General features: G+C 60.6%; 23 protein-coding genes. 16 read left to right on the top strand and 7 right to left on the bottom strand.

The features are described 5' to 3' along the window. Nucleotides 1-82: 82 nt before the first annotated feature. Nucleotides 83-1,072, bottom strand: coding sequence for an alpha/beta hydrolase family protein (locus tag LOY52_RS24415; protein WP_258676650.1), 990 nt, complete (start codon nt 1,070-1,072; stop codon nt 83-85). 74 nt (nt 1,073-1,146) lie between these two features. Here LOY52_RS24415 and LOY52_RS24410 point away from each other — a divergent pair, with 74 nt between their 5' ends. The 10 genes from LOY52_RS24410 to trpE all read left to right on the top strand — a co-directional run bounded on the left by LOY52_RS24410 (nt 1,147) and on the right by trpE (nt 13,603). Continuing rightward, nucleotides 1,147-3,543, top strand: a complete 2,397-nt coding sequence (locus tag LOY52_RS24410; protein ID WP_258676641.1) for a PAS domain S-box protein — start codon at nt 1,147-1,149, stop codon at nt 3,541-3,543. A 113-nt stretch (nt 3,544-3,656) separates the two neighbouring features. Next, a complete protein-coding gene (locus LOY52_RS24405) occupies nt 3,657-4,298 on the top strand; it encodes a response regulator transcription factor (protein ID WP_177327384.1) in 642 nt (213 codons plus the stop codon). Nucleotides 4,299-4,609: 311 nt separating this feature from the next. Then, a complete protein-coding gene (locus LOY52_RS24400; protein WP_007966453.1) occupies nt 4,610-5,734 on the top strand; it encodes an ABC transporter ATP-binding protein in 1,125 nt (374 codons plus the stop codon). A gap of 48 nt (nt 5,735-5,782) precedes the next feature. After that, nucleotides 5,783-6,826: an ABC transporter substrate-binding protein gene (locus LOY52_RS24395; RefSeq protein ID WP_027610727.1), complete on the top strand. Its 1,044-nt coding sequence runs from the start codon at nt 5,783-5,785 to the stop codon at nt 6,824-6,826. Nucleotides 6,827-7,052: 226 nt separating this feature from the next. After that, entirely contained in the window at nt 7,053-8,300 is a 1,248-nt protein-coding gene (locus LOY52_RS24390) for an ABC transporter permease (RefSeq protein ID WP_258676638.1), read from the top strand. 12 nt (nt 8,301-8,312) lie between these two features. Beyond that, a complete protein-coding gene (locus tag LOY52_RS24385; protein ID WP_041070101.1) occupies nt 8,313-9,137 on the top strand; it encodes an ABC transporter permease in 825 nt (274 codons plus the stop codon). A gap of 194 nt (nt 9,138-9,331) precedes the next feature. Then, the gene (locus tag LOY52_RS24380) at nt 9,332-10,480 is read left to right on the top strand and encodes an iron-containing alcohol dehydrogenase (protein ID WP_258676633.1); all 1,149 of its coding nucleotides are present in this window, start codon (nt 9,332-9,334) and stop codon (nt 10,478-10,480) included. Between the two features lie 80 nt (nt 10,481-10,560). Beyond that, nucleotides 10,561-11,235: a ribulose-phosphate 3-epimerase gene (rpe, locus tag LOY52_RS24375; RefSeq protein ID WP_003228808.1), complete on the top strand. Its 675-nt coding sequence runs from the start codon at nt 10,561-10,563 to the stop codon at nt 11,233-11,235. Continuing rightward, the gene (locus tag LOY52_RS24370) at nt 11,232-12,050 is read left to right on the top strand and encodes a phosphoglycolate phosphatase (protein ID WP_258676629.1); all 819 of its coding nucleotides are present in this window, start codon (nt 11,232-11,234) and stop codon (nt 12,048-12,050) included. Before rpe ends, LOY52_RS24370 begins: the two co-directional genes overlap by 4 nt. Nucleotides 12,051-12,121: 71 nt before the next feature. After that, nucleotides 12,122-13,603: an anthranilate synthase component I gene (gene trpE / locus LOY52_RS24365; RefSeq protein WP_096796644.1), complete on the top strand. Its 1,482-nt coding sequence runs from the start codon at nt 12,122-12,124 to the stop codon at nt 13,601-13,603. A 119-nt stretch (nt 13,604-13,722) separates the two neighbouring features. On the opposite strand, the gene estP is transcribed toward trpE, so the two are convergent. Continuing rightward, the gene (gene estP, locus LOY52_RS24360; RefSeq protein ID WP_258676619.1) at nt 13,723-15,633 is read right to left on the bottom strand and encodes an esterase EstP; all 1,911 of its coding nucleotides are present in this window, start codon (nt 15,631-15,633) and stop codon (nt 13,723-13,725) included. Nucleotides 15,634-16,040: 407 nt separating this feature from the next. On the opposite strand from estP, the gene LOY52_RS24355 reads away from it, so the two are divergent. The 4 genes from LOY52_RS24355 to LOY52_RS24340 all read left to right on the top strand — a co-directional run bounded on the left by LOY52_RS24355 (nt 16,041) and on the right by LOY52_RS24340 (nt 19,358). Further along, the gene (locus LOY52_RS24355; RefSeq protein WP_258676618.1) at nt 16,041-16,634 is read left to right on the top strand and encodes an aminodeoxychorismate/anthranilate synthase component II; all 594 of its coding nucleotides are present in this window, start codon (nt 16,041-16,043) and stop codon (nt 16,632-16,634) included. 8 nt (nt 16,635-16,642) lie between these two features. Continuing rightward, nucleotides 16,643-17,692, top strand: coding sequence for an anthranilate phosphoribosyltransferase (gene trpD / locus LOY52_RS24350; protein WP_003228800.1), 1,050 nt, complete (start codon nt 16,643-16,645; stop codon nt 17,690-17,692). Beyond that, nucleotides 17,689-18,525, top strand: a complete 837-nt coding sequence (gene trpC / locus LOY52_RS24345) for an indole-3-glycerol phosphate synthase TrpC (protein ID WP_047596411.1) — start codon at nt 17,689-17,691, stop codon at nt 18,523-18,525. The genes trpD and trpC overlap by 4 nt, the downstream gene beginning before the upstream one ends. Before the next feature lie 134 nt (nt 18,526-18,659). After that, a complete protein-coding gene (locus tag LOY52_RS24340) occupies nt 18,660-19,358 on the top strand; it encodes a lipoyl protein ligase domain-containing protein (protein WP_258676613.1) in 699 nt (232 codons plus the stop codon). Nucleotides 19,359-19,368: 10 nt separating this feature from the next. Here LOY52_RS24340 and crp read toward each other — a convergent pair whose 3' ends face one another. After that, nucleotides 19,369-20,013: a cAMP-activated global transcriptional regulator CRP gene (crp, locus tag LOY52_RS24335; RefSeq protein ID WP_258676610.1), complete on the bottom strand. Its 645-nt coding sequence runs from the start codon at nt 20,011-20,013 to the stop codon at nt 19,369-19,371. 239 nt (nt 20,014-20,252) lie between these two features. Between crp and LOY52_RS24330 the strand changes: the two genes are divergently transcribed. Both LOY52_RS24330 and speD read left to right on the top strand, forming a co-directional pair. Further along, nucleotides 20,253-20,675, top strand: a complete 423-nt coding sequence (locus tag LOY52_RS24330; protein ID WP_003228794.1) for an OsmC family protein — start codon at nt 20,253-20,255, stop codon at nt 20,673-20,675. 237 nt (nt 20,676-20,912) lie between these two features. Then, the gene (speD, locus tag LOY52_RS24325) at nt 20,913-21,707 is read left to right on the top strand and encodes an adenosylmethionine decarboxylase (protein ID WP_047296949.1); all 795 of its coding nucleotides are present in this window, start codon (nt 20,913-20,915) and stop codon (nt 21,705-21,707) included. 117 nt (nt 21,708-21,824) lie between these two features. On the opposite strand, the gene coq7 is transcribed toward speD, so the two are convergent. The 4 genes from coq7 to LOY52_RS24305 form a co-directional block, all read right to left on the bottom strand. Continuing rightward, on the bottom strand, nt 21,825-22,472 hold the full coding sequence (gene coq7 / locus LOY52_RS24320) for a 2-polyprenyl-3-methyl-6-methoxy-1,4-benzoquinone monooxygenase (protein WP_027610738.1): 648 nt from the start codon (nt 22,470-22,472) through the stop codon (nt 21,825-21,827). 201 nt (nt 22,473-22,673) lie between these two features. Then, the gene (locus LOY52_RS24315; protein WP_003228789.1) at nt 22,674-23,012 is read right to left on the bottom strand and encodes a histidine triad nucleotide-binding protein; all 339 of its coding nucleotides are present in this window, start codon (nt 23,010-23,012) and stop codon (nt 22,674-22,676) included. A gap of 80 nt (nt 23,013-23,092) precedes the next feature. Further along, on the bottom strand, nt 23,093-23,881 hold the full coding sequence (locus tag LOY52_RS24310) for an SDR family oxidoreductase (protein ID WP_258676606.1): 789 nt from the start codon (nt 23,879-23,881) through the stop codon (nt 23,093-23,095). A gap of 61 nt (nt 23,882-23,942) precedes the next feature. Further along, entirely contained in the window at nt 23,943-24,890 is a 948-nt protein-coding gene (locus LOY52_RS24305) for a DUF805 domain-containing protein (protein WP_258676601.1), read from the bottom strand. Nucleotides 24,891-24,929 lie beyond the last annotated feature (39 nt).

Raw genomic sequence — 24,929 nt, 5'->3', positions numbered from 1 at the left:
AGCTCCTACAGGAAACGTATTCCAAGGTAGGAGCTGCCGCAGGCTCGGGCCGCGATCGGACGATCTTTTGCTTTTGTTTCTATCAGTCAGTCTTCTGCGGATTCAACCAGCCACGCACCCGCCGGAACAGCTGTTCCTGCTCAGCCTTTTTATCCGGTAACGCCTTGAGCGCCACCTGGCTGAAGGTCGAAGTCTTCAAGCGCTTGCTGGCCTGCATGCGTTCCAGCGCCGCGTTGCGATCCAGCGCTTTGTCCATGTAGAAAATGTCCGCAGTCGGCAACTTCAGGGTCGGTGTCAGCTCGGCCAGTTGTGGCTTGGCCTTGCTTGGCGTTTGCGCATCGACCATCACCAGTTTCTCCACCTGAGAACTCTGTCGCTCGCTGAGAAAACGCGCTGCCCAGTACGCGCCCGTGCCATGACCGAGGATCACGACCCGGCGTGCGCTTTGTTGCTCGGCGTAGGCGATCGCCGCGTCGATCCGCGCAAAGATCCGCTCGGCATCAGCCTTGGATTGTTCTTCAGTCGTTTCGGCGACCACCTGATCCGCCACTTCCGCTTCACCGCCCGCCGCCTGTTCGATCGGTTGCGCGGTGGTGGAATCCTTGCTGCCACTTTCCGGTGCTTTCGGCGCGGCGGCGGGCGCAATCACCCGCGGTGCGATGGCATCGCTTTGCAGATCCGGCAGGGTGATACTCAGACTGCTCCACTCGACGTCGGGCAATTTGCTGCGCAGCGGGCCGATCACTTGCGGCCAGTCAGCGGTTTCACCGGCGCCAGGGACGATAATCACCGCACCCTTGGGCTCGGCGGTGTTGGCCGGTTTCCACAGCGCGAGGAAAGTGTCGGCGCCGGCCTGCAATTGCTGTTGCTCTTGCGCCGGGACTTTACGTTCGAGTGCTGCGGCTTCTTCCTGACTACGCTCAAGCAGTGGCTGGCGTTCGGCCGGTTTTTCGGCGGCCGGTTGCTCGGCGGTGGACGCGGGCACCGGATCGGCGGCCTCGACGGAAAACGCACAAGGCAGGATCAGCGACAGGCACAATGCTGGCATTGCCAGGCGGTAGACAGAGGGCATCGGTTATTCCAGGCCAGAAAAGTATCCCGGCAGCCTAATGGGTTGGTCAGAATTTGTCAGTGCAAGAGACTTCAATGATGCGTTTTTGCTGCCTGTGGGTTATCGGCTGGTTGTGTTTTCCCTTGATGGGCTGGGCGGCGTCTGCGCCGGCGGCACATGCAGCGCCGTTGACGCCCGGCGAGCAGCAATGGCTGGCGCAGCACCGTGAGCTGCGCGTTGGCCTGGTATTGCAGGCGCCGTACGCGCAATACGACCGGCGCTTGCAGCGACTGTCCGGGGCCAATGTCGAATTGATGAAGGCGCTGGCCAAGACGCTGAACGTCGAGCTGAACTGGCGCAATTTTCAGGACCTGGCGCAACTGGAAGACGCCGCCCGCGAAGGCGAAATCGACATCGCCCCGGGCCTGACTCAGACCCCGGGTGCGCTGCGCCTGTGGCTGTTTTCCGATCCCTACATGCGCGTGCCGCAACTGGTGGTCAGCGACCAGAAGAGCGGCGGCGTGGTCGAGCTGGAAAAACTCGACAGCCTGTCTCGCGTTGCCGTGCGCATGCCTGGCGTCACGGCCGACTATTTGCGCAGCACCTATCCCCATCTGAATCTGCAAGGCGTGCCGCTGGAGCGGCAGGCGCTGCAACTGTTGCTGACCCAACAAGCGTCCTACGCCGTGATAGATGAAGCGCAACTCGGGCGGTTGTCCGCCGAACCTGAGTTCGCCGGGCTGGTCGTGGTCGGCGATATCGGGCTACCTCAACTGTTGCGAGTCGCCACGCGGCGCGACTGGCCGCAATTGGCCGGGATCATCGAAAGCGCCTTGCGGGCAATCCCGGCCAAGGATCTGGAGCGCCTGCACAACCAATGGCTGCAACCCAAGTACCCACGGCTGACGGAATCGCCGGGGTTCTGGCAGAACCTCAGCCTGTTGTTTGCGGTGTTGCTGCTCAGTTGTGCGGCCATCATCATCTGGCAACGACGCCAGCAACACAGCCTCGAACAGCGTCTGCTGGCCGCCCGGGAAGACATTGCCCTGCGCGCGGCCAGCGAAGAAGCCTTGCGCCTGACCCAGTTTTCCATCGACCAAAGTACCGTCGGCATTCTCTGGGTCAACTGGGACAGCCATGTGCGCTATGCCAACCGCGCGGCGGAACACATGCTCGGTTATCCCCAGGGCGCGCTGATCGAGCGGCCGCTGATCGACTTCGAACCCGGTCTGCACATGGACCGCTGGCTCAACCTGTGGAAACGTGCGCGGGCCAGTGAAGAGGGGCCACTGAGCTTTGAAACCAGTTGCGTGCGCGCCGATGGCAGTATCCTGCCGGCGGACGTTTCGCTGAGTTTTCTGCGCTTTCGCGACAGCGAGTATCTGGTGGTTTATCTCACCGACGTCACCGAGCGTCGCCGCGCGCTGGCCGCGTTGCAGGAAAGTGAAGCGCGCCTGCAAGGCATCGCCGCCAACGTGCCGGGGCTGGTGTTTCGCCTGGAGCGGGCGCCGGTGACCGGTCAGATTGATTTCGCCTACATCAGCGAGGGCAGCGAGAGTCTGGTCGGCTACGCGCCGGCCGCCATCGCGCACCGCGACATGGGTTTGCGCAGTCTGGTGCATCCGGACGACAGGGCCAGTTACCACCAGACCCAGGATCAGGCACTGGACACTGACAGTGACTGGTCGTGGCAGGGTCGCATCCTCACCCGTCAGGGCGAGCAGCGCTGGGCCGAGATCAAGGCAATCACCCGACAGCTGGAGGATGGTGCCTATGTCTGGGACGGCATCGTCTGGGACATCAGCGAAAGCAAGCGCATCGAGCTGGAGCTCGCCGCCTCCCGTGAGCAACTGCGCGAATTGTCGGCGCACCTGGAAAGCGTGCGCGAAGAAGAAAAGGCACGCATCGCCCGCGAAGTGCACGATGAGCTGGGGCAGATGCTCACGGTGCTGAAACTGGAAACCTCGATGTGCGAGCTGGCCTATGCGCAACTCGACCCGGGGCTGAACGAGCGCTTGAACAGCATGAAACGCCTGATCGCCCAGTTGTTCCAGCTGGTGCGCGATGTGGCGACGGCGTTGCGCCCGCCGATTCTCGATGCCGGGATTGCTTCAGCGATCGAGTGGCAGGCGCGGCGCTTCGAGGCGCGCACGCAGATTCCGTGTCTGGTGCAGGTGCCGGACAATCTGCCGGCGCTCAGCGATGCCAAGGCGATTGGCCTGTTCCGCATCCTGCAGGAGGCGCTGACCAATGTGATGCGCCATGCTCAGGCGCATACTGTGGAGCTGACGCTGGCGCTGGAAGGCGACGAGTTGTGTCTGACGGTCAGCGATGATGGCGTAGGCTTTGTCGCTGCGGCGGATCGGCCAACGTCCTTTGGTTTGGTCGGTATGCGCGAGCGGGTGCTGATCATGGGCGGACGCTTGTTGCTTGAGAGTGAGCCGGGGGAGGGCACCAGTCTGAATGTGTGGGTGCCGGTGAATGAGGTTTGAAGGTTGTGGTGTTTGAGCTGACGCTTTCGCGAGCAGGCTCGCTCTCACATTGGAATGCACTTCCCTGTGGGAGCGAGCCTGCTCGCGAATGACCTTGGCGCTGAATAAGAATAATGGAGAAGAACGTGATCCGTGTATTGGTAGCCGAAGACCACACCATCGTCCGTGAAGGCATCAAGCAATTGATCGGCCTGGCCAAGGATCTGCAAGTGGTGGGGGAGGCGAGCAATGGCGAACAGTTGCTCGAAACCCTACGCAGCGTGCCGTGTGAAGTGGTGTTGCTGGACATCTCGATGCCTGGCGTCAATGGGTTGGAGGCGATTCCGCGGATTCGCGCGCTGAACAATCCACCGGCGATTCTGGTGCTGTCGATGCACGACGAGGCGCAAATGGCCGCCCGTGCGCTGAAGGTCGGCGCCGCGGGCTATGCGACCAAGGACAGCGATCCGGCATTGCTGCTGACGGCGATTCGCAAAGTGGCGGCCGGCGGGCGCTACATCGACCCGGAACTGGCCGACCGCATGGTCTTCGAAGTCGGCCTGACCGATACGCGTCCGCTGCATTCGCTGCTGTCCGAGCGTGAGTTCTCGGTGTTCGAGCGCCTGGCCCAAGGTGCCAACGTCAACGACATCGCCCAACAACTTGCGTTGAGCAGCAAGACCATCAGCACGCACAAGGCGCGGCTGATGCAGAAGCTCAACATCACCTCGCTGGCCGAACTGGTCAAATACGCGATGGAACACAAACTCCTCTAAGCACATCCACCCCGTGTAGGAGCTGCCGAAGGCTGCGATCTTTTGATCTTATGAAAACAAGATCAAAAGATCGCAGCCTTCGGCAGCTCCTACAGTGGCATATCCATTAGCGACAACCGCTTTTGCTTGTTCTCGTGGCTTGTCGCTTGGTGCTCGTAGCTCGTTTGCCAAAACGCGCCATCCTTGTAGGGCAATCCCTACCCCCAACCTTCCATCCGGCTGAGGCGATTCTCTCCTGCGCCCCGATTTGCGTGGCTGGCGCCAGCCACTAGGCTTAATCCACAGCAGTTACCAATAACAAAGGTGTGGGTATGAGCCAGGTCGATTCAAACGCAGGGGCCAGTGACGTGCTGGTCAGCTTTCGTGGAGTGCAGAAGAGCTACGACGGCGAGAACCTGATCGTCAAAGACCTCAACCTGGACATTCGCAAAGGCGAGTTCCTGACCCTGCTCGGGCCGTCCGGCTCGGGCAAGACCACCAGTCTGATGATGCTCGCCGGGTTCGAAACCCCGACCGCTGGCGAAATCCTCCTGGCCGGCCGTGCAATCAACAACGTGCCGCCGCACAAGCGCGACATCGGCATGGTGTTCCAGAACTACGCGCTGTTCCCGCACATGACCGTGGCCGAGAATCTGGCCTTCCCGCTGACCGTACGTGGCCTGAACAAGAGCGACGTCAGCGACAAGGTCAAGAAAGTCCTGAGCATGGTTCAGCTCGACGCCTTCGCTTCGCGCTATCCGGCGCAACTCTCCGGCGGTCAGCAGCAGCGTGTGGCGCTGGCGCGGGCGCTGGTGTTCGAACCGCAACTGGTGCTGATGGACGAACCGCTGGGCGCACTCGACAAGCAATTGCGCGAACACATGCAGATGGAGATCAAGCACCTGCACCAGCGCCTCGGCGTGACCGTGGTCTACGTGACCCACGACCAGGGTGAAGCCCTGACCATGTCCGACCGCGTCGCCGTGTTCCATCAGGGCGAGATCCAGCAGATCGCCCCGCCGCGCACCCTCTACGAAGAACCGAAAAATACGTTCGTCGCCAACTTCATCGGCGAGAACAACCGCCTCAACGGCCGTCTGCTCAGCCAGAGCGGCGAGCGTTGCGTGGTCGAACTGGGCCGAGGCGAGAAGGTCGAGGCGCTGGCGGTCAACGTCGGCCAGACCGGCGAACCGGTGACCCTGTCGATTCGCCCGGAACGCGTCAGCCTCAACGGTTCGAGCGACCAATGCGTCAACCGCTTCTCAGGGAGGGTGGCGGAATTCATCTATCTGGGCGACCACGTCCGGGTGCGCCTGGAAGTCTGCGGCAAGACCGACTTCTTCGTGAAACAGCCGATTGCCGAGCTCGATCCAGCGCTCGCGGTCGGGGACGTGGTTCCGCTTGGCTGGCAGGTCGAGCACGTTCGCGCACTCGATCCTCTTCTAGAGGCGCACTAAGCGCCCCGGCAATACCAACACCAACCCTGCACGTGGAGAGAACAATAAATGTTGAGATCCCTGAAGTTCACCGCCCTGACCCTGGGCCTGATGGGTGCGGCCAGCGCAATGGCCGCCGGTCCCGATCTGACTGTGGTGTCGTTTGGCGGGGCGAACAAGGCGGCGCAAGTCAAAGCCTTCTACGCACCGTGGGAAGCGGCGGGCAACGGCAAGATCGTTGCCGGCGAGTACAACGGCGAAATGGCCAAGGTCAAAGCCATGGTCGACACCAAGAGCGTGTCGTGGGATCTGGTGGAAGTCGAATCCCCAGAGCTGTCCCGTGGTTGCGATGAGGACATGTTCGAACAACTCGACCCGGCGCTGTTCGGCAAAACCGAAGATTACGTCAAAGGCGCGATTCAGCCGTGCGGCGTGGGCTTCTTCGTCTGGTCGACCGTGCTCGCGTACAACGCCGACAAACTGAAAACCGCACCTACCAGCTGGGCCGATTTCTGGGACACCAAGAAATTCCCGGGCAAGCGTGGCCTGCGCAAAGGCGCCAAGTACACCCTGGAATTCGCGCTGATGGCCGACGGTGTTGCACCGAAGGACGTCTATAAAGAGCTGGCGAGCAAGGGTGGGCAGGATCGCGCGTTCAAGAAACTCGATGAACTCAAGCCAAGCATTCAGTGGTGGGAGGCCGGTGCACAACCGCCGCAATACCTTGCTTCCGGTGACGTGGTCATGAGCTCGGCCTACAACGGTCGCATCGCCGCCGTGCAAAAAGAATCCAACCTGAAAGTGGTGTGGAACGGCGGCATCTACGACTTTGATGCGTGGGCCATCCCGAAAGGTCTGGACGCCAAGCGCGCCGAAGCGGCGAAGAAATTCATCGCCTACTCGGTGCAGCCGCAGCAACAGAAGACCTACTCGGAAAACATCGCCTACGGCCCGGCTAACACTCAGGCAGTCCCGCTGCTGAGCAAGGACGTGCTGAAAGACATGCCGACCACCCCGGAAAACATCGCCAACCAGGTGCAGATCGACGTCAGCTTCTGGGCTGACAACGGCGAGCAACTGGAACAGCGCTTCAATTCCTGGGCTGCGAAGTAACCACTGCTTTACCTGTATGAGGGCTCTTGTGGCGAGGGAGCTTGCTCCCGCTTGAGTGCGCAGCACTCACAAAATTGGCGCTGCCAGCAAAATTTTGGGGCCGCTTCGCAGCCCAGCGCGAGCAAGCTCGCTCGCCACAGGGGAATCTCCATCTCAGGCGTGGTGTTTCAACACAACAAAGGTGGTTCGCCACCTCTGTAACGATCAAAGATTTGCGGAGTACGTCATGGCCATCGCCGTTCCCCTGAACGAGGGCGCCAGCCCCACCTTGAAGCAGAAGCTCAAGCGCGCCGAGCGGGTGAACCGCTGGAAGGCCCAGGCGTTGATTGCGCCGCTGGTGCTGTTTCTGTTGCTGGTGTTCCTGGTGCCGATCGTGGCGCTGCTCTATAAAAGCGTCGGCAACCCGGAAGTGGTCGGCGGCATGCCGCGCACCGTGGCGGCCATCGCCAGTTGGGACGGCCGTGGCCTGCCCGCTGAACCGGTGTACAAAGCGGCCGGCGAAGACCTCGCCGAAGCCCGCAAAAACCAGACGCTGGGCGATCTGTCCAAGCGCTTGAACATGGAGTTGGCCGGCTATCGCAGCCTGCTGACCAAAACCGCCCGGGCGCTGCCCTTCGCCAGCGAACCCGCCTCCTATAAAGAAGCACTCGAAGGCCTCGATGAGCGCTGGGGCGATCCGGCGTACTGGCAAGCGGTCAAACGCAACACCAGCAGCGTCACCCCGTTCTATCTGCTGGCGGCGGTGGATCACCGTATCGATGATCTCGGCGAACTGGCCCCGGCCACCCCGGATCAGGCGATCTACCTCGATATCTTCGCCCGCACGTTCTGGATGGGCCTGATCATCACCGTGATCTGTCTGTTCCTCGCCTATCCACTGGCTTACCTGCTGGCGAACCTGCCATCGCGGCAGAGCAACCTGCTGATGATTCTGGTGCTACTGCCATTCTGGACCTCGATTCTGGTGCGGGTCGCGGCGTGGATCGTGTTGCTGCAGTCAGGCGGACTGATCAACAGCGCACTGATGGCGATGGGCATCATCGATAAGCCGCTGGAGCTGGTGTTCAACCGCACCGGGGTCTACATCTCGATGGTGCACATCCTGCTGCCGTTCATGATCCTGCCGATCTACAGCGTGATGAAAGGCATCTCGCCAACCTACATGCGCGCCGCGATCTCGTTGGGCTGCCATCCGTTCGCCAGTTTCTGGCGGGTGTATTTCCCGCAGACCTACGCCGGCGTCGGTGCCGGTTGCCTGTTGGTGTTCATTCTCGCCATCGGCTACTACATCACCCCGGCGCTGCTCGGCAGCCCGAACGATCAGATGGTCAGTTACTTCGTCGCGTTCTACACCAACACCAGCATCAACTGGGGCATGGCCACTGCACTGGGCGGCTTGTTGCTGCTGGCGACCGTGGTGCTTTATCTGATCTACAGCTGGCTGGTGGGTGCCAGTCGCCTGCGCCTGAGCTAAGGGGAATTTGAAATGCTGAGTCCTTACATGTCGCCCATCGAACGGGTGTGGTTCTACAGCTTGCGGATCCTCTGCGGCCTGATCCTGCTGTTCCTGATTCTGCCGGTGCTGGTGATCGTGCCGCTGTCGTTCAACTCGGGCAGTTTTCTGGTGTACCCGCTGCAAGGTTTCTCGCTGCACTGGTATCAGGACTTCTTCGCCTCGGCCGAATGGATGCGCTCGCTGAAGAACAGCATCATCGTCGCCCCCGCGGCCACGGTACTGGCGATGGTCTTCGGAACCCTGGCCGCGATCGGCCTGACCCGTGGCGATTTCCCCGGCAAGGCGCTGGTGATGGCGCTGGTGATTTCGCCGATGGTGGTGCCGGTGGTGATCATTGGTGTGGCGAGTTATCTGTTCTTCGCGCCGCTAGGGCTGGGTAACAGCTTCTTCTCGCTGATCGTGGTGCACGCAGTGCTGGGTGTGCCGTTCGTGATCATCACCGTGTCGGCGACGTTGCAGGGGTTCAACCACAATCTGGTACGGGCGGCGGCCAGTCTGGGGGCTTCGCCGCTGACCACGTTCCGTCGGGTGACTCTGCCGTTGATTGCGCCGGGGGTGATTTCCGGGGCTCTGTTTGCCTTTGCCACTTCGTTCGATGAAGTAGTGGTGACGCTGTTCCTCGCCGGCCCCGAGCAAGCGACCTTGCCACGGCAGATGTTCAGCGGCATTCGCGAGAACCTCAGCCCAACGATTGCTGCGGCAGCAACCTTGCTGATCGCTTTCTCCGTCATCCTGCTGCTGACCCTGGAGTGGCTGCGTGGGCGCAGCGAAAAACTGCGTACCGCACAAGTCTGATGCCGAACCCTGTAGGAGCTGCCGAAGGCTGCGATCTTTTGATCCTGATCTTAAAATTAAAGATCAAAAGATCGCAGCCTGCGGCAGCTCCTACAGGGGGTAGTCGTTGGTCATTCACCACCTGAATAACAGACAACCCCAAACCCTCAGCTACGCTTGTGCTCAGCTCCCACATCTATAAGAGGCTGCGCACGATGAGTCTGTCCCAGTTCAAAATCGCTCACAAACTGATCACTGGCGCCGGGGCCATCGAGCAACTGGCGGCGGAACTCACGCGGCTGGATATCGACAACCCGCTGATTGTCACCGACGCCGCACTGGTCAAGTCCGGTACCGTGGAGCTGGCGCTGTGCCAATTGGGCGGGCGCGAGTACGAGATTTTTGATCGGGTGCTGCCGGACCCGGAAATCGCCATCGTCGAAGATTGCATGCGCGTGTACCGCGAGGGCGGGCATGACGGCTTGATCGGTCTGGGCGGCGGCAGTGCCATCGACATTGCCAAGAGTGTCGCCGCGTATGCCGGATATCACGGCGCGCTGGAAGACCTGTTCGGCGTCGATCAGGTGCCGCGCAAAGGTCCGCCGCTGATCGCCATCCCGACCACCGCCGGCACCGGCTCGGAAGTGACCAACGTTGCCATCCTCTCGGACAAGGTCGCGCAACTGAAGAAAGGCATCGTCAGCGATTATCTGTTGCCGGATGTAGCGCTGGTCAGTCCGCAAATGACCCTGACCTGCCCGCGCAGCGTCACCGCCGCCAGCGGCGTCGATGCGCTGGTGCATGCCATTGAATCCTATCTGTCGGTCAACGCTTCGCCGATCACCGATTCGCTGGCGCTCGGCGCAATCAGGTTGATTGCCAGGTCGCTGCCCAAGGCCTATGCCAATGGCGCCAATCTGCAGGCCCGTGAGGACATGGCCACCGCCAGCCTGATGGCCGGGATGGCGTTCGGCAATGCCGGGGTCGGCGCGGTGCATGCGTTGGCCTATCCGTTGGGCGGGCGTTTCAACATCGCTCATGGCGTGAGTAATGCCTTGCTGCTGCCGTATGTCATGACCTGGAACAAGATGGCCTGCGTCGAGCGCATGCAGGATATCGCCGAAGCCATGGGGGTGAAGACCGTTCATCTGAGCGTCACCGAGGCGGCGGACAAAGCCGTGCAGGCGATGACCGAGCTGTGTGCGGCGGTGGAAATTCCGGCCGGGCTGCGCAGTTTCGGTGTGCCGGAAGAGGCGATCCCGGCCATGGCCGTGGAGGCCGCGGGAATCGAGCGTCTGATGCGCAATAACCCGCGCAAGCTCAGCGCTGCGGATATCGAGAAGATCTACCGAGCGGCGTACTGATCATCGCGGTCACGGTGCGCGCACGGAAACTTGAGGTATACAATGCGCGCCATCGTGATTTAGCTCAGAAAAGGTGCGTCATGCAGCCCTTCGTAATTGCTCCATCGATTCTCTCCGCCGACTTCGCCCGCCTCGGCGAAGAAGTGGACAATGTTCTGGCCGCCGGTGCCGACTTCGTCCACTTCGATGTCATGGACAACCACTATGTGCCGAACCTGACCATTGGCCCGATGGTTTGCGCGGCCCTGCGCAAGTACGGCATCACCGCGCCGATCGACGCGCACCTGATGGTCAGCCCGGTGGATCGCATCGTTGGCGACTTCATCGAGGCCGGCGCGACCTACATCACTTTCCACCCTGAAGCCACGCTGCACGTCGATCGTTCGCTGCAACTGATCCGTGAAGGCGGCTGCAAATCCGGTCTGGTGTTCAACCCGGCGACCCCGCTGGACGTACTCAAGTACGTGATCGACAAGGTCGACATGGTCTTGCTGATGAGCGTCAACCCGGGCTTCGGCGGGCAGAAGTTCATCCCCGGCACCCTCGACAAACTGCGCGAAGCGCGGGCGATCATCGATGCTTCGGGGCGTGACATCCGTCTGGAAATCGACGGCGGCGTCAACGTCAACAACATCCGTGAAATCGCGGCCGCTGGCGCTGACACCTTTGTGGCCGGTTCGGCGATCTTCAATGCACCGAACTATCAGGAAGTCATCGACAAGATGCGTTCCGAACTGGCGCTGGCGCGCCCATGAGCGGTTTTGAGCAGCTGTTCCCGGGGCAACTGCCACGGTTGGTGATGTTCGATCTGGATGGCACGCTGATCGACTCGGTTCCCGACCTGGCGGCGGCGGTGGACACCATGCTGCTCTCTCTTGGCCGCAAGCCTGTCGGCATTGAGGCGGTGCGCGAGTGGGTTGGCAATGGCGCACCGGTGCTGGTGCGCCGGGCGCTGGCCGGTGGCATCGATCATTCGGCGGTGGATGACGTCGAGGCCGAGCACGCGCTGGAAGTATTCATGGAAGCCTATGGCGCGAGCCACGAGTTGACCGTGGTCTATCCCGGCGTACGCGACACTCTCAAATGGCTGCACAAACAGGGCGTGGCCATGGCATTGATCACCAACAAGCCGGAGCGTTTTGTCGCGCCGCTGCTGGATCAAATGAAGATCGGCCGCTACTTCAAGTGGATCATCGGCGGCGACACCCTGCCGCAAAAGAAACCCGACCCGGCGGCACTGTTCTTCGTGATGAAGATGGCCAACATTCCTGCCTCGCAATCGCTGTTCGTCGGCGATTCGCGCAGCGACGTGCTGGCGGCGAAAGCGGCGGGGGTCAAGTGCGTGGCGCTGAGCTACGGCTACAACCACGGTCGACCGATTGCCGAGGAATCCCCGGCACTGGTGATCGAGGATCTGCGCAAGCTAATTCCCGGTTGCCTCGGTACAGCCGCTGAGATAACGTTGCCCGACGCTGCTCAATCCCATTCTGGAAACGCCATCGTGGTGGTCACTCGCAAACTCTGGATGAAAGTCATCAAGGCCCTGGCCCGCTGGCGTTGGCGCGCCTGACTGATGCCTGGCCGGCTTGCCGGCGCGTTTGCACACCTGACTGATTTGCCCCTCACACCACGAGGCACCCCATGATCCGCGAAGAATTCCTGCGCCTGGCCGCTGACGGCTACAACCGCATTCCGTTGGCCTGCGAAACCCTGGCCGACTTCGACACCCCGCTGTCGATCTACCTGAAACTGGCCGACCAGCCTAACTCCTACCTGCTCGAATCGGTGCAGGGCGGTGAGAAATGGGGCCGTTACTCGATCATCGGCCTGCCGTGCCGCACCGTACTGCGGGTGCACGACCATCACGTGAGCATCACCGTCGATGGCGTCGAGACCGAAAGCCATGACGTCGAAGACCCGCTGGCTTTCGTCGAAACCTTCAAGGCCCGCTACAACGTGCCAACCATCGCCGGTCTGCCACGTTTCAACGGTGGCCTGGTCGGTTACTTCGGTTACGACTGTGTGCGTTATGTCGAGAAGCGTCTGGGCAAATGCCCGAACCCGGATCCACTGGGCGTGCCGGACATTCTGCTGATGGTGTCCGATGCGGTAGTGGTGTTCGACAACCTCGCCGGCAAGATGCACGCGATCGTGCTGGCCGACCCGGCGCAAGCCGACGCCTACGAGCAGGGGCAGGCGCAATTGCAGGAACTGCTGGAAAAACTGCGCCAGCCGATCACCCCGCGCCGGGGCCTGGACTTCAGCAAGCAACAAGCGGCTGATCCGCTGTTCCGCTCCAGTTTCACCCAGAGCGATTACGAAAAAGCCGTCGACACCATCAAGGAATACATCCTCGCGGGCGACTGCATGCAAGTGGTGCCGTCGCAGCGCATGTCGATCGACTTCAAGGCCGCGCCGATCGATCTGTATCGCGCCCTGCGTTGCTTCAACCCGACGCCGTACATGTACTTCTTCAACTTCGGCGACTTCCATGTCGTCGGCAGTTCGCCGGAAGTGCTGGTGCGGGTCGAAGACAACCTGATCACCGTGCGCCCGATTGCCGGTACGCGGCCGCGTGGCGCTACCGAAGAAGCGGATCTGGCGCTGGAAGAAGATCTGCTGTCGGACGACAAAGAGATTGCCGAACACTTGATGCTGATCGATCTGGGTCGTAACGACACTGGCCGGGTCTCGGAAATCGGTTCGGTGAAGCTCACCGAGAAAATGGTCATCGAGCGTTATTCCAACGTGATGCACATCGTCTCCAACGTCACCGGCCAATTGAAGGCCGGGCTGACCGCGATGGACGCGCTGCGGGCGATTCTGCCGGCGGGCACGTTGTCCGGTGCACCGAAGATCCGTGCGATGGAAATCATCGACGAGCTCGAACCGGTCAAGCGTGGCGTGTACGGCGGCGCGGTCGGTTACTTCGCCTGGAACGGCAACATGGACACCGCGATTGCGATTCGCACCGCCGTGATCAAGAACGGTGAACTGCACGTGCAGGCCGGTGGCGGCATCGTTGCCGACTCGGTGCCGGCGCTGGAATGGGAAGAAACCCTGAACAAGCGCCGCGCAATGTTCCGTGCCGTGGCATTGGCCGAGCAAACCCCGGACGCCTGATCCACATTGGTTTTATGGTCTGGCAAAAAAAACGCGGCGCCCGTGAGGACGCCGCGTTTTTTTGTACCTGCCACCCCCCTGTAGGAGCTGGCGCAGCCTGCGATCTTTTGCTTTCAGCCTCAGAAATCCAGACTGACCCCGACATTAACCCCCTGCTGGGTAAAGTCATCATCCTTGCGCACGTTGTAGCTGGCGCGCAACGCCAGATCCTGCGTGAGCTTGTGGCTCACGCCCAGGTTCAGGCGGTTGAGGTTGGTCTGCGGCTCGTAGCCTTCGAGCGTGAAGCGATTGTTCGGCAGGCTGTTGAGGTTGATGGTCAGATCCTGACGGTCATCGTTGTACTCACGTTCGTGAGCGAACTCGCCGAAGACTTCGGTCTGCGCAGTGATCTGGTACTTGCCCTGGATACCCAGGCCCAGACGCCGCGAGTTGCGCGATTGGTCATCGAAGGTCAGCGCCGTGGAATCCGCACCTTTTTCCGAGTAGCCATCGACTTCGGTCTTGCCGAAATCGGCGCTGACGAACGGCGACAGGTGCCATGGGCTGCTGGCCTGCTGCGCAATGTCGTAGCCGATGCGGCCGCTGATCGCCAATACATAACCGTCGGTATCGCCTTTCTCCCCGCGCTCGTTGACCCCCAGCTGGAATTTACGCTTGAGGCTGTCGTAGTCGAGTTTGCCGGCGGTCATCGCCAGATCGCCCCACCAGCGGTCTTGCTGATACTGGGCGAACGCGGTGCCCATGTAGGAATTGAGTTTGTATTCCGAGTCGGCGTCGCCGGCTTCGAGTTTCTGGTGATAGAGGCCGGCGGCCAGACCCACACGCCAGGTTTCGTTGACGCGATAACTGCCGCCGATGTTCAGGTTGTAGCCGTTGCCATCGGCACTGGCGGCGCTGTGCTGGCCGTCGAAGTCCTGATGTTGACCGCCGCCGGCAACGATGGCGCGCCATTGGCCCACGGCTTGCCAGTTTTCCCAGTCGGCCAGCCATTGATTGCGCAGTTCATCCTGATGCGCGCGCAACGAACCTTGGGCCATTTCCGGCAGCAAGGTCAGCTCCCAAGGGGCGGCCAGCAGCGAATAGGCGTAGTCGGCAATCAGGCGCTGGCCGGCTTCGGTCGGGTGCACTGCGTCGTTGTAGATCAGCTTGGTCGGATCCGGCGTGGCGCTGTTGATGCCGTATCGGGCGTTCTCGGTGCAGCTGTTGCCGCTGAAGCAGGTGGCCGTCAGGTTCTGATCGGTCGCGAGGCCGAACTGCGCCGGGTTGGCGAAGGCTTCTTTGAGCAGCACCGGAATGTTCAGTGGAATGATTTCGGCGTTGATGCCCTGCAACTGGCTGACCAGCTCGCTGTTGAACTGGGCGCTGAGCTGCGAGGTGAAGCCCTGCAGCGGCGAGCCGTTGATGGCCGGGGTCAGGCCGATGTCCGGCAACAGCCAGACCATGATGTATTTGGCGCCGGCGCCTTGCAGCGTGCGGGCGCTGTCGGCCAGGCGATCGGCCGCGGCGCTGGCCTGATCAAGACTGAGTACGCGGCCCTGAAGGAAATCATTGCCGCCCCCGGACAGGTAATACAGCGCGTTCGGGTCGGCACGGAAGCCATTCGACGGCAGATAACCGCTGCGGGTGCGTTCACCGGTGGCGGACTGCGTGGTGATCGAGTCGAGGATCTGGTCGGTCCGGTAGCCGCCCACCGCCCAGTTGTTGCCATCTGCAAGACCTTCACCGGCACGCACGGCCGATGACGACGATGCGGTCTGGTCGGGGCTGAAACCGAGTTTGCCGCCGATGATCTGGGTGGCGTTGAGGTCGCGGTTTTCCCCCGTGCCGTCCCTGTACAGCGGGCCGGTGCGGTTGGTGTAGCGTTGCGTGGCGCCGGCCGGGCCGCCGCTGTCCTTGAAGGTCCCGGCATCGTTCAGGCTGTCGCCGAACACGATGAAGTTCGAATAGGGGGCGGGTGCTGCGTAGGCCTGGGCGCAAGCCATGGCGAGCAGGCAACCGGCAAGCGGTACAAACAACGTCTGTTTGATCATGTGCAAGTCCGTTTATTTATTGTTGTAGGTGAACGAAACGACAGTACCAAAAACTCCCGGCGTTTTGCCATCGGTCGCGAAGCCTCCCTTAGTTTTGTCCCCCGTCAGCCCCGCCATATTGCACGCTCCGCCCAGCTAAGTTACTGTGCCGGAACGTATGAACGAGACCTTCCCCGTGTTGATCGTCAGCAAACTTCTGGATCAAGTCATCAAGGCACACGCCCGTTGGCGTTGGCGCGCCTGAATCTTTTCTGCCGGCCCGGCCGGATCTGTATCGCTTTGCCTTCCTTACCCGTTTGAAATGCCGCTGTGCCGACGCCACCTGCGCGTCCGACATCGTGCAGCGCCCTGCGGGCAAGTCATTCGAAGGCTGTCTTCAAGTCAGAATTCAAGAGGTTCGAAACGCCATGTTGCTGATGATCGACAACTACGACTCCTTTACTTACAACGTTGTGCAGTACCTCAGCGAGCTGGGTGCCGAGGTCAAAGTCGTGCGCAACGACGAACTGACCGTCGCCGAAATCGAAGCGCTCAACCCCGAGCGCATCGTGGTTTCCCCAGGCCCGTGTACGCCGACTGAAGCCGGCATCTCCATCGAAGCCATCAAGCATTTCGCCGGCAAACTGCCGATCCTCGGCGTCTGCCTGGGCCATCAGTCCATCGGTCAGGCCTTCGGCGGCGATGTGGTGCGTGCCCGTCAAGTGATGCACGGTAAGACTAGCCCGGTATTCCATGAGGACAAGGGCGTTTTTGCCGGTCTGAATCATCCGCTGACGGTTACCCGCTACCACTCGCTGATCGTCAAGCACGATACTTTGCCCGAGTGCCTGGAGCTGACCGCGTGGACGCAGCACGACGACGGCTCGGTCGACGAAATCATGGGTCTGCGGCACAAGACCCTGAACATTGAGGGCGTACAGTTCCACCCTGAGTCGATCCTGACCGAGCAGGGCCATGAACTGTTTGCCAACTTCCTCAAACAAACCGGCGGCACGCGCTAAGGACTCCCATGAACATCAAGACAGCCCTGAGCCGTATCGTCGAACACCTCGACCTCAGCACCGAAGAAATGCGCGACGTGATGCGCGAAATCATGACCGGTCAATGCACCGAGGCGCAGATCGGCGCATTCATGATGGCCATGCGCATGAAGAGCGAGAGCATCGACGAAATCGTCGGCGCCGTTTCGGTGATGCGTGAGCTGGCCGATCAGGTCGAACTCAAGACCCTCGACGGCGTGGTCGACGTGGTCGGTACCGGCGGTGACGGTGCGAATATTTTCAACGTGTCGACCGCGTCCGCGTTCGTCGTTGCGGCAGCCGGTTGCACCGTGGCCAAGCACGGCAACCGCGCAGTATCTGGCAAGAGCGGCAGCGCCGACTTGCTGGAGGCGGCCGGTATCTACCTGAACCTGACGCCGGTGCAGGTTGCCCGTTGCATCGACAACGTCGGCATCGGTTTCATGTTTGCCCAGACTCACCACAAAGCCATGAAGTACGCCGCCGGCCCGCGCCGCGATCTCGGCCTGCGTACGCTGTTCAACATGCTCGGCCCGCTTACGAATCCGGCCGGTGTCAAACATCAGGTGGTAGGCGTGTTTACCCCTGCGCTGTGCCGGCCATTGGCCGAAGTCTTGCAGCGCCTGGGCAGCAAGCACGTGCTGGTGGTGCATTCGAAGGATGGCCTGGACGAGTTCAGTCTTGCCGCGCCGACCTTCGTCGCTGAACTGAAGAACAACGAGATCACTGAGTATTGGGTCGAGCCGGAAGATCTGGGCATGAAGAGCCAGAGCCTGCACGGCCTCTCGGTCGAAGGCCCGGAAGCGTCGTTGGCGCTGATTCGCGATGCGCTGGGCAAGCGCAAGACCGAGAACGGCCAGAAAGCCGCCGAAATGATAGTGCTCAATGCTGGTGCAGCGCTGTATGCCGCTGACCTTGCGACCAGTCTCAAAGAAGGCGTGGCGCTTGCGCACGACGCACTGCACACCGGTCTTGCTCGGGAAAAACTCGAGGAGTTGGGTGCCTTTACCGCGGTATTCAAAGTGGAGAATGAGGGATGAGTGTACCGACGGTTCTGGAAAACATTCTGGCGCGCAAAGTCCAGGAAGTCGCCGAGCGTAGCGCTCGCGTCAGCCTGAGCGAGCTGGAAAGTCTGGCCAAGGCGGCCGATGCACCCCGTGGTTTTGCCCAGGCATTGCTGGCGCAGGCCAAGAAGAAGCAACCGGCGGTGATCGCCGAAATAAAAAAGGCTTCGCCGAGCAAGGGCGTGATCCGCGAGAACTTCGTGCCTGCCGACATCGCCAAGAGCTACGAGAAGGGCGGGGCGACCTGTCTGTCCGTACTGACCGATATCGACTACTTCCAGGGCGCCGATGCCTACCTGCAACAGGCCCGCGCCGCTTGCAAATTGCCGGTGATCCGCAAGGACTTCATGATCGATCCGTACCAGATCGTCGAAGCCCGCGCGCTGGGCGCCGACTGCGTGCTGTTGATCGTCTCCGCGCTGGACGACGTGAAAATGGCTGAGCTGGCCTCGGTCGCCAAGGGCGTCGGTCTGGATGTGCTGGTGGAAGTACATGACGGCGATGAGCTGGAACGCGCACTGAAAACCCTTGACACGCCGCTGGTCGGGGTCAACAACCGCAACCTGCACACTTTCGATGTCAGTCTGGAAACCACCCTCGACCTGCTGCCGCGCATCCCGCGCGATCGTCTGGTGATCACCGAGAGTGGCATTCTCAACCGTGCCGATGTCGAGCTGATGGAAATCAGCGACGTTTATGCGTTCCTGGTGGGCGAAGCGTTCATGCGCGCGGAAAGCCCGGGCACCGAACTGCAGCGCCTGTTCTTCCCGGAGCGTGGCGTTCCGGTCAGTGGTTCGACCCTCGACTGATCTGCTTCAGACCGAGTCGCCCCTTTCGCGAGCAGGCTCGCTCCCACAGGAAATGTATTCTTGATGTGGGAGCGAGCCTGCTCGCGAAGGGGTCATAAGATTCACTACAGACTGCTCGTCTAACGGATTTCTTTATGACTCCAGTTTGCCTCCCCATCGAAACCGGCCTGCAAGCGGAACAAAACTTGCTCGCTTCCGTCTGCGCCGGCGACGCCGAATTCGGCCTGCTGTTCTGGCAACCCAGCGATCGCGCCCTGGTCATGCCGCGCCGCCTCAATCGTCTGCCGGGTTTCGAGCATGCCTGCGAAGTCTCCGCCGCTGCCGGCTGGCCAGTCTTGCTGCGGGAAACCGGCGGTGAACCGGTCCCGCAATCCGCTTCAACCATCAACATCGCACTGGTCTACGCCCCGCCCCGCAGCGAGGGGGATCTGAATCGCATCGAAACCGGTTACCGGCGCCTGTGTGATCCGATCTGTGAGTTGCTGGATGAGTTGGGCGGTGTGTCGTCGTTGGGCGAAATCGACGGCGCGTTCTGCGACGGTCGTTTCAACGTCAATCTCGACGGCCGCAAGATGGTCGGCACCGCTCAGCGCTGGCGCCAGAGTCAGGGCGGTCAGCGTCCGGTGGGGCTGGTGCACGGGGCGATGCTGATGGATAACGAGCGCGAGTCGATGGTCGCGGCGGTCAATCGCTTCAACGAGGCTTGCGGTCTGGAGCAGCGGGTACGGGCCGAAAGCCACATCGCTCTGTATGAGAAGTTCGTCGCGCCAACGGCATTGGCGCGTCTGGATGAGCTGTTTCGTCTGATGCTGGCGCAGGTCTACAGCGCCTGATTTTACGAGCTTAGCGCGTGCCGAAGACCACCATGGTCTTGCCTTTCACATCGACCAGGTTGCGTTCTTCAAGATCCTTGAGCACGCGACCGACCATCTCCCGCGAACAACCGACAATCCGCCCGATTTCCTGACGGGTTACCTTGATCTGCATGCCGTCCGGGTGAGTCATTGCGTCAGGCTGTTTGCACAACTCCAGCAGGCAACGGGCAACACGACCGGTGACATCGAAGAACGCCAGATCGCCGACCTTGCGCGTGGTATTGCGCAGACGTTGTGCGATTTGTCCGCTGAGGACGTAAAGAATGTCTGGATCCTGCTGCGACAATTCGCGGAACTTCATGTAGCTGATTTCGGCGATTTCGCATTCGACCTTGGCCCGCACCCATGCGCTGCGTTGCTGCTCCTGGCCTGCCTGTTCGAACAGACCCAGCTCGCCGAAGAAGTCCCCTGCGTTGAGATAGGCGATGATCATTTCCCGACCGTCGTCATCTTCGATCAAGATGGTGACCGAACCCTTGATGATGAAGTACAGCGTGTCCGAGCGATCGCCGGCGCAGATGATGTTGCTCTTGGCCGCATGGCGACGGCGCTGGCAATGCATCAACAGCTTGTCGAGGTTCTTGATTTTGGGTGTGGGGGTAATAGCAACCATGGTTGTATCCCGAAAAGACTGCACGGTGATGTTTGATTTTTTTATCAGGCGCTGAAGGCGGTCGCTACACAGGCTGACAATTGGCGCCAGCGAATTGGCGCCAGCTTACCAGACACTTCGTCGAAAATTCGAGAAATTACCTACGCAGCAAAGGCATCCGTCCTAGGAACGCCGGGCGCTGTCAGAACAAAGGCCTGTGCTAAGCTGGCGACCCTTTTTTCTACAGTGGAGTCTTGGCGATGAAGGCACGCATCCAATGGGCTGGCGAAGCCATGTTCCTCGGCGAATCCGGTAGCGGTCATGTTGTGGTCATGGACGGTCCGCCGGACGCTGGTGGTCGTAATCTGGGTGTCCGCCCGATGGAAATGCTCCTGCTGGGCGTTGGCGGTTGCAGCAACTTCGACGTGGTCAGCATCCTGAAGAAGTCGCGTCAGGCGGTTGAAAGCTGCGAAGCGTTCCTCGAAGCCGAACGCGCGACCGAAGACCCGAAGGTGTTCACCAAGATCCACATGCACTTCGTGGTCAAGGGCCGGGGCCTGAAAGAAGCCCAGGTCAAGCGTGCCATCGAACTGTCTGCCGAGAAGTATTGCTCGGCCTCGATCATGCTCGGCGCGGCCGGCGTGGCGATCACTCACGATTATGAAATCGTCGAGCTCGGTTGAATCGACATTCAACTATCATAAAAGCAGTGCAGACTCTGGCGATCCCTCGCTGACGTCTGCATAATGCGCCACTTTTTTCAGGGCAGTGATCGGTCAACCGACGGATCGTCCGCCTGAACAGATAACCAAAATCGCCATCGCGAAGAGGTGTTAACCGTCCTACGCAGGTGCGTTGTTCGCACTTGACGGGCATGCTTGATCACGCGGCTGCGCCGCATACATAGAGAGTTTTTAACGGTGAAAAGCAAACTCAAGCTCCACGGGTTCAATAACCTGACAAAGACCTTGAGCTTCAACATCTATGACATCTGCTACGCGGAAACCCCGCAAGACCAGCAGGCTTACGTCGAGTACATCAATCAAGAGTACAACGCCGAACGCCTGACGCAGATCCTCACGGAAGTTGTCGAAATCATTGGTGCCAACATTCTGAACATCGCGAGTCAGAACTATGAGCCTCAGGGTGCCAGCGTCACGATTCTGATCTCGGAAGAGCCGGTGACCCCGACTGACAGCCAGATCGAAGAGTCCCCGGGTCCATTGCCCGAAATCATCCTTGCCCACCTCGACAAGAGCCATATCACGGTGCATACCTATCCGGAAATCCATCCGGACGCCGGTATCGCGACGTTCCGTGTGGACATCGACGTGTCGACCTGTGGTGTCATTTCACCGCTTAAAGCGCTCAACTTCCTCATTCACCAGTTCGATTCGGACATCGTGACTGTGGATTACCGTGTGCGCGGCTTCACCCGTGACGTTGAAGGCAACAAGCACTTCATCGACCACGAGATCAACTCGATCCAGAACTACCTTTCCGAAGACACTCGCGACGCGTATCAGATGACCGACGTGAACGTGTACCAGGAAAACCTGTTCCACACCAAAATGCTGCTGAAGAACTTCGAACTGGATAACTACCTGTTCGGCGACGCCACCAGCAACCTGTCCGCTGAGCAGCGGGCTCAGGTAACTGAGCGTGTGAAACACGAAATGCTGGAAATCTTCTACGCGCGCAACATGCCAGCGTAAGATTTCCGGGCACAAAAAAAGGCGACTACTTTGCGGTAGTCGCCTTTTTTATTACCGAAACAGAACCCTGTGGGGGCGAGCTTGCTCGCGAAGGGGCCCTGCCAGACAACACTGAAGTCAGATCCTGTAGGTACTCTTGGTCATCACCTTCGCCAACAGACTCATCCCGAACTTCACCGGCGCCGGAAAACGGAAACCACCCGCATCCAGTGCACTCTCCGCATGATGCTCTTCATCAATGCGCATCTGTTCCAGAATCGCCCGGGACTTTTCGTCCTCGGCCGGCAATTGTTCCAGGTGCTCGTTCAAGTGTTTGCACACCTGATGCTCGGTGGCCGCGACGAAGCCAAGGCTGACCTTATCACTGATCAGGCCGGCCACTGCGCCGATGCCGAACGACATTCCATAGAACAGCGGATTGAGCACGCTGGTATGGCTGCCCAGTTGATGGATGCGCTGTTCGCACCACACCAGATGATCGATTTCCTCTTCAGCGGCGTGTTCCATGGCTGCACGCACCTGCGGCAACTTGGCGGTCAGCGCCTGCCCCTGATACAGCGCCTGGGCGCAGACCTCACCGGTGTGGTTGATGCGCATCAGGCCGGCGACGTGGCGGGTGTCTTCATCGCTCATCTGCACATCCGGCTGCACTATGGCTGGCGACGGACGGTACGGCTGGCCGCTGAAGGGCAGCAAGGTCCGCATCGCGGCGTCGGCTTGCAGCAGAAGACGGTCAATCGGCGAGTAGTGACGTTGGGTAGTCATGCTGACCTCCGGGAAAAATCTCGGCCGTCAGTTTAACCGAATCGGCCGGGGAAGGTTTGCGCTGGGTCATTTGCCGCTGTGTTGCGCTTGATTTGCTGTACGTAGGAGCTGCCGAAGGCTGCGATCTTTTGATCTTGTTTTTTCAGGATCAAGATCAAAAGATCGCAGCCTTCGGCAGCTCCTGCACGGGTTTGCTGGGTATCAGCCCGGCGGCCAGTTCATCTGGCGCTGACCCAGTACGTGCATATGAATGTGATAGACGGTCTGCCCACCTTTTTCATTGCAGTTCATCACCACCCGGAAGCCTTCCTCGCAGCCCAGCTCCAGCGCCAGACGCTGGGCCGTGAACAGGATGTGCCCGGCCAATGCCTTGTCGTCTTCGGTCAGGTCGTTGAGGGTACGCACCGGTTTCTTCGGGATCACCAGAAAATGCACCGGTGCCTGAGGGGCGATGTCGTGGAACGCCAGAACCTGGTCGTCCTCGTAAATGATCTTGGCCGGGATCTCCCGGTTGATGATCTTGGTGAACAGAGTATCCACTGCTGTTTTCTCCGTTGTGGGGGCTGGCCTGAGTGTACGCATGGGAAATGACCCCGCCCAGTGTTTTGCCGTAGGACAGTTCAGCGCGGGCAGTAAGCCTTGTTGACCATGCCGACGATGGTGCGATTGAGCCAGCGCGAGCCGAGGCGTGGCAGGAAGGCCAGCCAGCGGTTGCGCCGTCCCGGAATGATGATGGCGCGATTTTTCTCCAGCGCACGTACGGTGTACAGCGCGACTTCCTCGGGGCTCATCAGCCGTTTGCTGTCCTTGAGTTTGTCGCTGTTGAGCTGCGCGGTGCGGAAGAATGCAGTGCGGGTCGGGCCGGGGCAAAGTACCGAGACTTTGACCGCGCTCTGTTTCAGTTCAACCCGCAGCGCTTCGGAGAAGTGCAATACGTAAGCCTTGCTGGCGTAGTAGGTGCTCATCCACGGGCCGGGATTGAACGCCGCCACCGAGGCGACGTTGAGAATCTGTCCGCCGCCCTGTAGCCCCATGCTGTTGCCAATGGCGTGGCACAGGCGGGTGAGGGCGAGGATGTTGACTTCGATCAGATCCTGCTCGGTCATCCAGTCTTGGGCGAGGAACGGGCCGCAGGTGCCGATGCCGGCGCAATTGACCAGCAGATCGATCTGCCGGTCGCCTTCCTCCAGTTCCAGCAGGAAGCCGGACAAGCGCAATGGCTCGCCCAGGTCGCAGGCGCGGAACAACACCTCCACGCCAAAGCGCTGGGTCAGTTCGATCGCGATACTTTCCAGCTGATCACGCTGGCGGGCCACCAGAATCAGGCTGCGGCCGCGCCGGGCCAGCGCTTCAGCCATGGCCAGGCCGATGCCACTGGAGGCGCCAGTGATCAGAGCGTAACGGGTCATGCAATTCTCCATCGCAACAGCTCCGCGCCAGCGACGCAGGTGTCACGGCGGGGAGCGTTGTTCATTCTTTCGCAGAGTCTACAGGGGCCGGGGGCGCTTCGGCTGCATCGTCCACGGAATTCGCCGGTTCAGTCTCGACCTCGACTTCATCGGTGGTGACCGAGCCGCTTTCATAACTGCTCTCGAGGTTGGTTTCATATTCTTGCTGAATGGCCGAAATACCGCCGAGCATGCCGCCGGCAAACACCAGGGCGAAGAACACGATCCAGAGCGAGCACAGCACTTTGACCGCAGTACTGTTGGGTGGCGGTGGCGGGCCGTAACGGTTGGCGCCGGTGTTGCCCGGCACGACCATGATCACCAGCGGGAAGAAGCTGCCCACGAACGGCACCAGGTTCAGCAGCCAGAGCCAGCCGGACCAGCCGATATCGTGCAGGCGCTGTACGCTGAACAGAATGCTGACAATGATGAAGCCGAGGAACAGGAAGAACGCGAATATCCCGCCGATGATCAGGCCGGTGGTGGAGTCGCCACTGACCAGTCCGAGAGCGAGCAGGGCGAATATGCCCACGATCGGCAGGGTCACCAGGCTCAGCATCATCGTCCAGGCCAGAAACCGCAGGCGACCGATCCGGCCCTCGACGCTGAAGGGCTTGAGCACCGCGAATGCCGGCAGGTTCTCGCCGACGTTGGCGCGCGGTGGTGCGTAGGGCGATACTGGTTCGGCAATCGCGGGTTGATGTTCGTGCACCTCCGCCAGATTCAGCTCGATTGCCGTTTCCGCCTCGATCCGCGCGTCGATCCCGGTCTTGCTCAGTGCTTGCAGATAAGTCTGCGCATCGCTGTGGCTCAGGTCGCGTTTGAGGGCGACGGTGCTGCCGTTGAACAGGCGCTCGATGGCGGCAACATCGCTTTTGAACAGGGCCGCCAGATTGAGCTTGGCGGTGGTGAGATCGACACCGGGCTGTAGAGCACCGTCGAAAACGATCTTGTAGCGAGGTTCGCTCATGGCCGAGGCATCCTTGTCGCGAATCAATTGAAGGTCAGC

This window comes from Pseudomonas sp. B21-051, assembly GCF_024748795.1.
Classification (GTDB): domain Bacteria; phylum Pseudomonadota; class Gammaproteobacteria; order Pseudomonadales; family Pseudomonadaceae; genus Aquipseudomonas; species Aquipseudomonas putida_A.
This window is presented reverse-complemented; position numbering and strand designations above follow the sequence as displayed.

Coding starts and splice junctions, on each gene's coding strand:
- LOY52_RS24385 (WP_041070101.1), top strand. CDS start 8,313: ATGCTGAGTCCTTACATGTCGCCCATCGAACGGGTGTGGTTCTACAGC.
- LOY52_RS24380 (WP_258676633.1), top strand. CDS start 9,332: ATGAGTCTGTCCCAGTTCAAAATCGCTCACAAACTGATCACTGGCGCC.
- crp (WP_258676610.1), bottom strand. CDS start 20,013: ATGGTTGCTATTACCCCCACACCCAAAATCAAGAACCTCGACAAGCTG.
- estP (WP_258676619.1), bottom strand. CDS start 15,633: ATGATCAAACAGACGTTGTTTGTACCGCTTGCCGGTTGCCTGCTCGCC.
- LOY52_RS24415 (WP_258676650.1), bottom strand. CDS start 1,072: ATGCCCTCTGTCTACCGCCTGGCAATGCCAGCATTGTGCCTGTCGCTG.
- LOY52_RS24395 (WP_027610727.1), top strand. CDS start 5,783: ATGTTGAGATCCCTGAAGTTCACCGCCCTGACCCTGGGCCTGATGGGT.
- LOY52_RS24330 (WP_003228794.1), top strand. CDS start 20,253: ATGAAGGCACGCATCCAATGGGCTGGCGAAGCCATGTTCCTCGGCGAA.
- LOY52_RS24410 (WP_258676641.1), top strand. CDS start 1,147: ATGATGCGTTTTTGCTGCCTGTGGGTTATCGGCTGGTTGTGTTTTCCC.
- coq7 (WP_027610738.1), bottom strand. CDS start 22,472: ATGACTACCCAACGTCACTACTCGCCGATTGACCGTCTTCTGCTGCAA.
- LOY52_RS24310 (WP_258676606.1), bottom strand. CDS start 23,881: ATGACCCGTTACGCTCTGATCACTGGCGCCTCCAGTGGCATCGGCCTG.
- LOY52_RS24370 (WP_258676629.1), top strand. CDS start 11,232: ATGAGCGGTTTTGAGCAGCTGTTCCCGGGGCAACTGCCACGGTTGGTG.
- LOY52_RS24405 (WP_177327384.1), top strand. CDS start 3,657: ATGGAGAAGAACGTGATCCGTGTATTGGTAGCCGAAGACCACACCATC.
- trpD (WP_003228800.1), top strand. CDS start 16,643: ATGAACATCAAGACAGCCCTGAGCCGTATCGTCGAACACCTCGACCTC.
- LOY52_RS24305 (WP_258676601.1), bottom strand. CDS start 24,890: ATGAGCGAACCTCGCTACAAGATCGTTTTCGACGGTGCTCTACAGCCC.
- LOY52_RS24340 (WP_258676613.1), top strand. CDS start 18,660: ATGACTCCAGTTTGCCTCCCCATCGAAACCGGCCTGCAAGCGGAACAA.
- LOY52_RS24355 (WP_258676618.1), top strand. CDS start 16,041: ATGTTGCTGATGATCGACAACTACGACTCCTTTACTTACAACGTTGTG.
- LOY52_RS24390 (WP_258676638.1), top strand. CDS start 7,053: ATGGCCATCGCCGTTCCCCTGAACGAGGGCGCCAGCCCCACCTTGAAG.
- trpC (WP_047596411.1), top strand. CDS start 17,689: ATGAGTGTACCGACGGTTCTGGAAAACATTCTGGCGCGCAAAGTCCAG.
- trpE (WP_096796644.1), top strand. CDS start 12,122: ATGATCCGCGAAGAATTCCTGCGCCTGGCCGCTGACGGCTACAACCGC.
- LOY52_RS24400 (WP_007966453.1), top strand. CDS start 4,610: ATGAGCCAGGTCGATTCAAACGCAGGGGCCAGTGACGTGCTGGTCAGC.
- rpe (WP_003228808.1), top strand. CDS start 10,561: ATGCAGCCCTTCGTAATTGCTCCATCGATTCTCTCCGCCGACTTCGCC.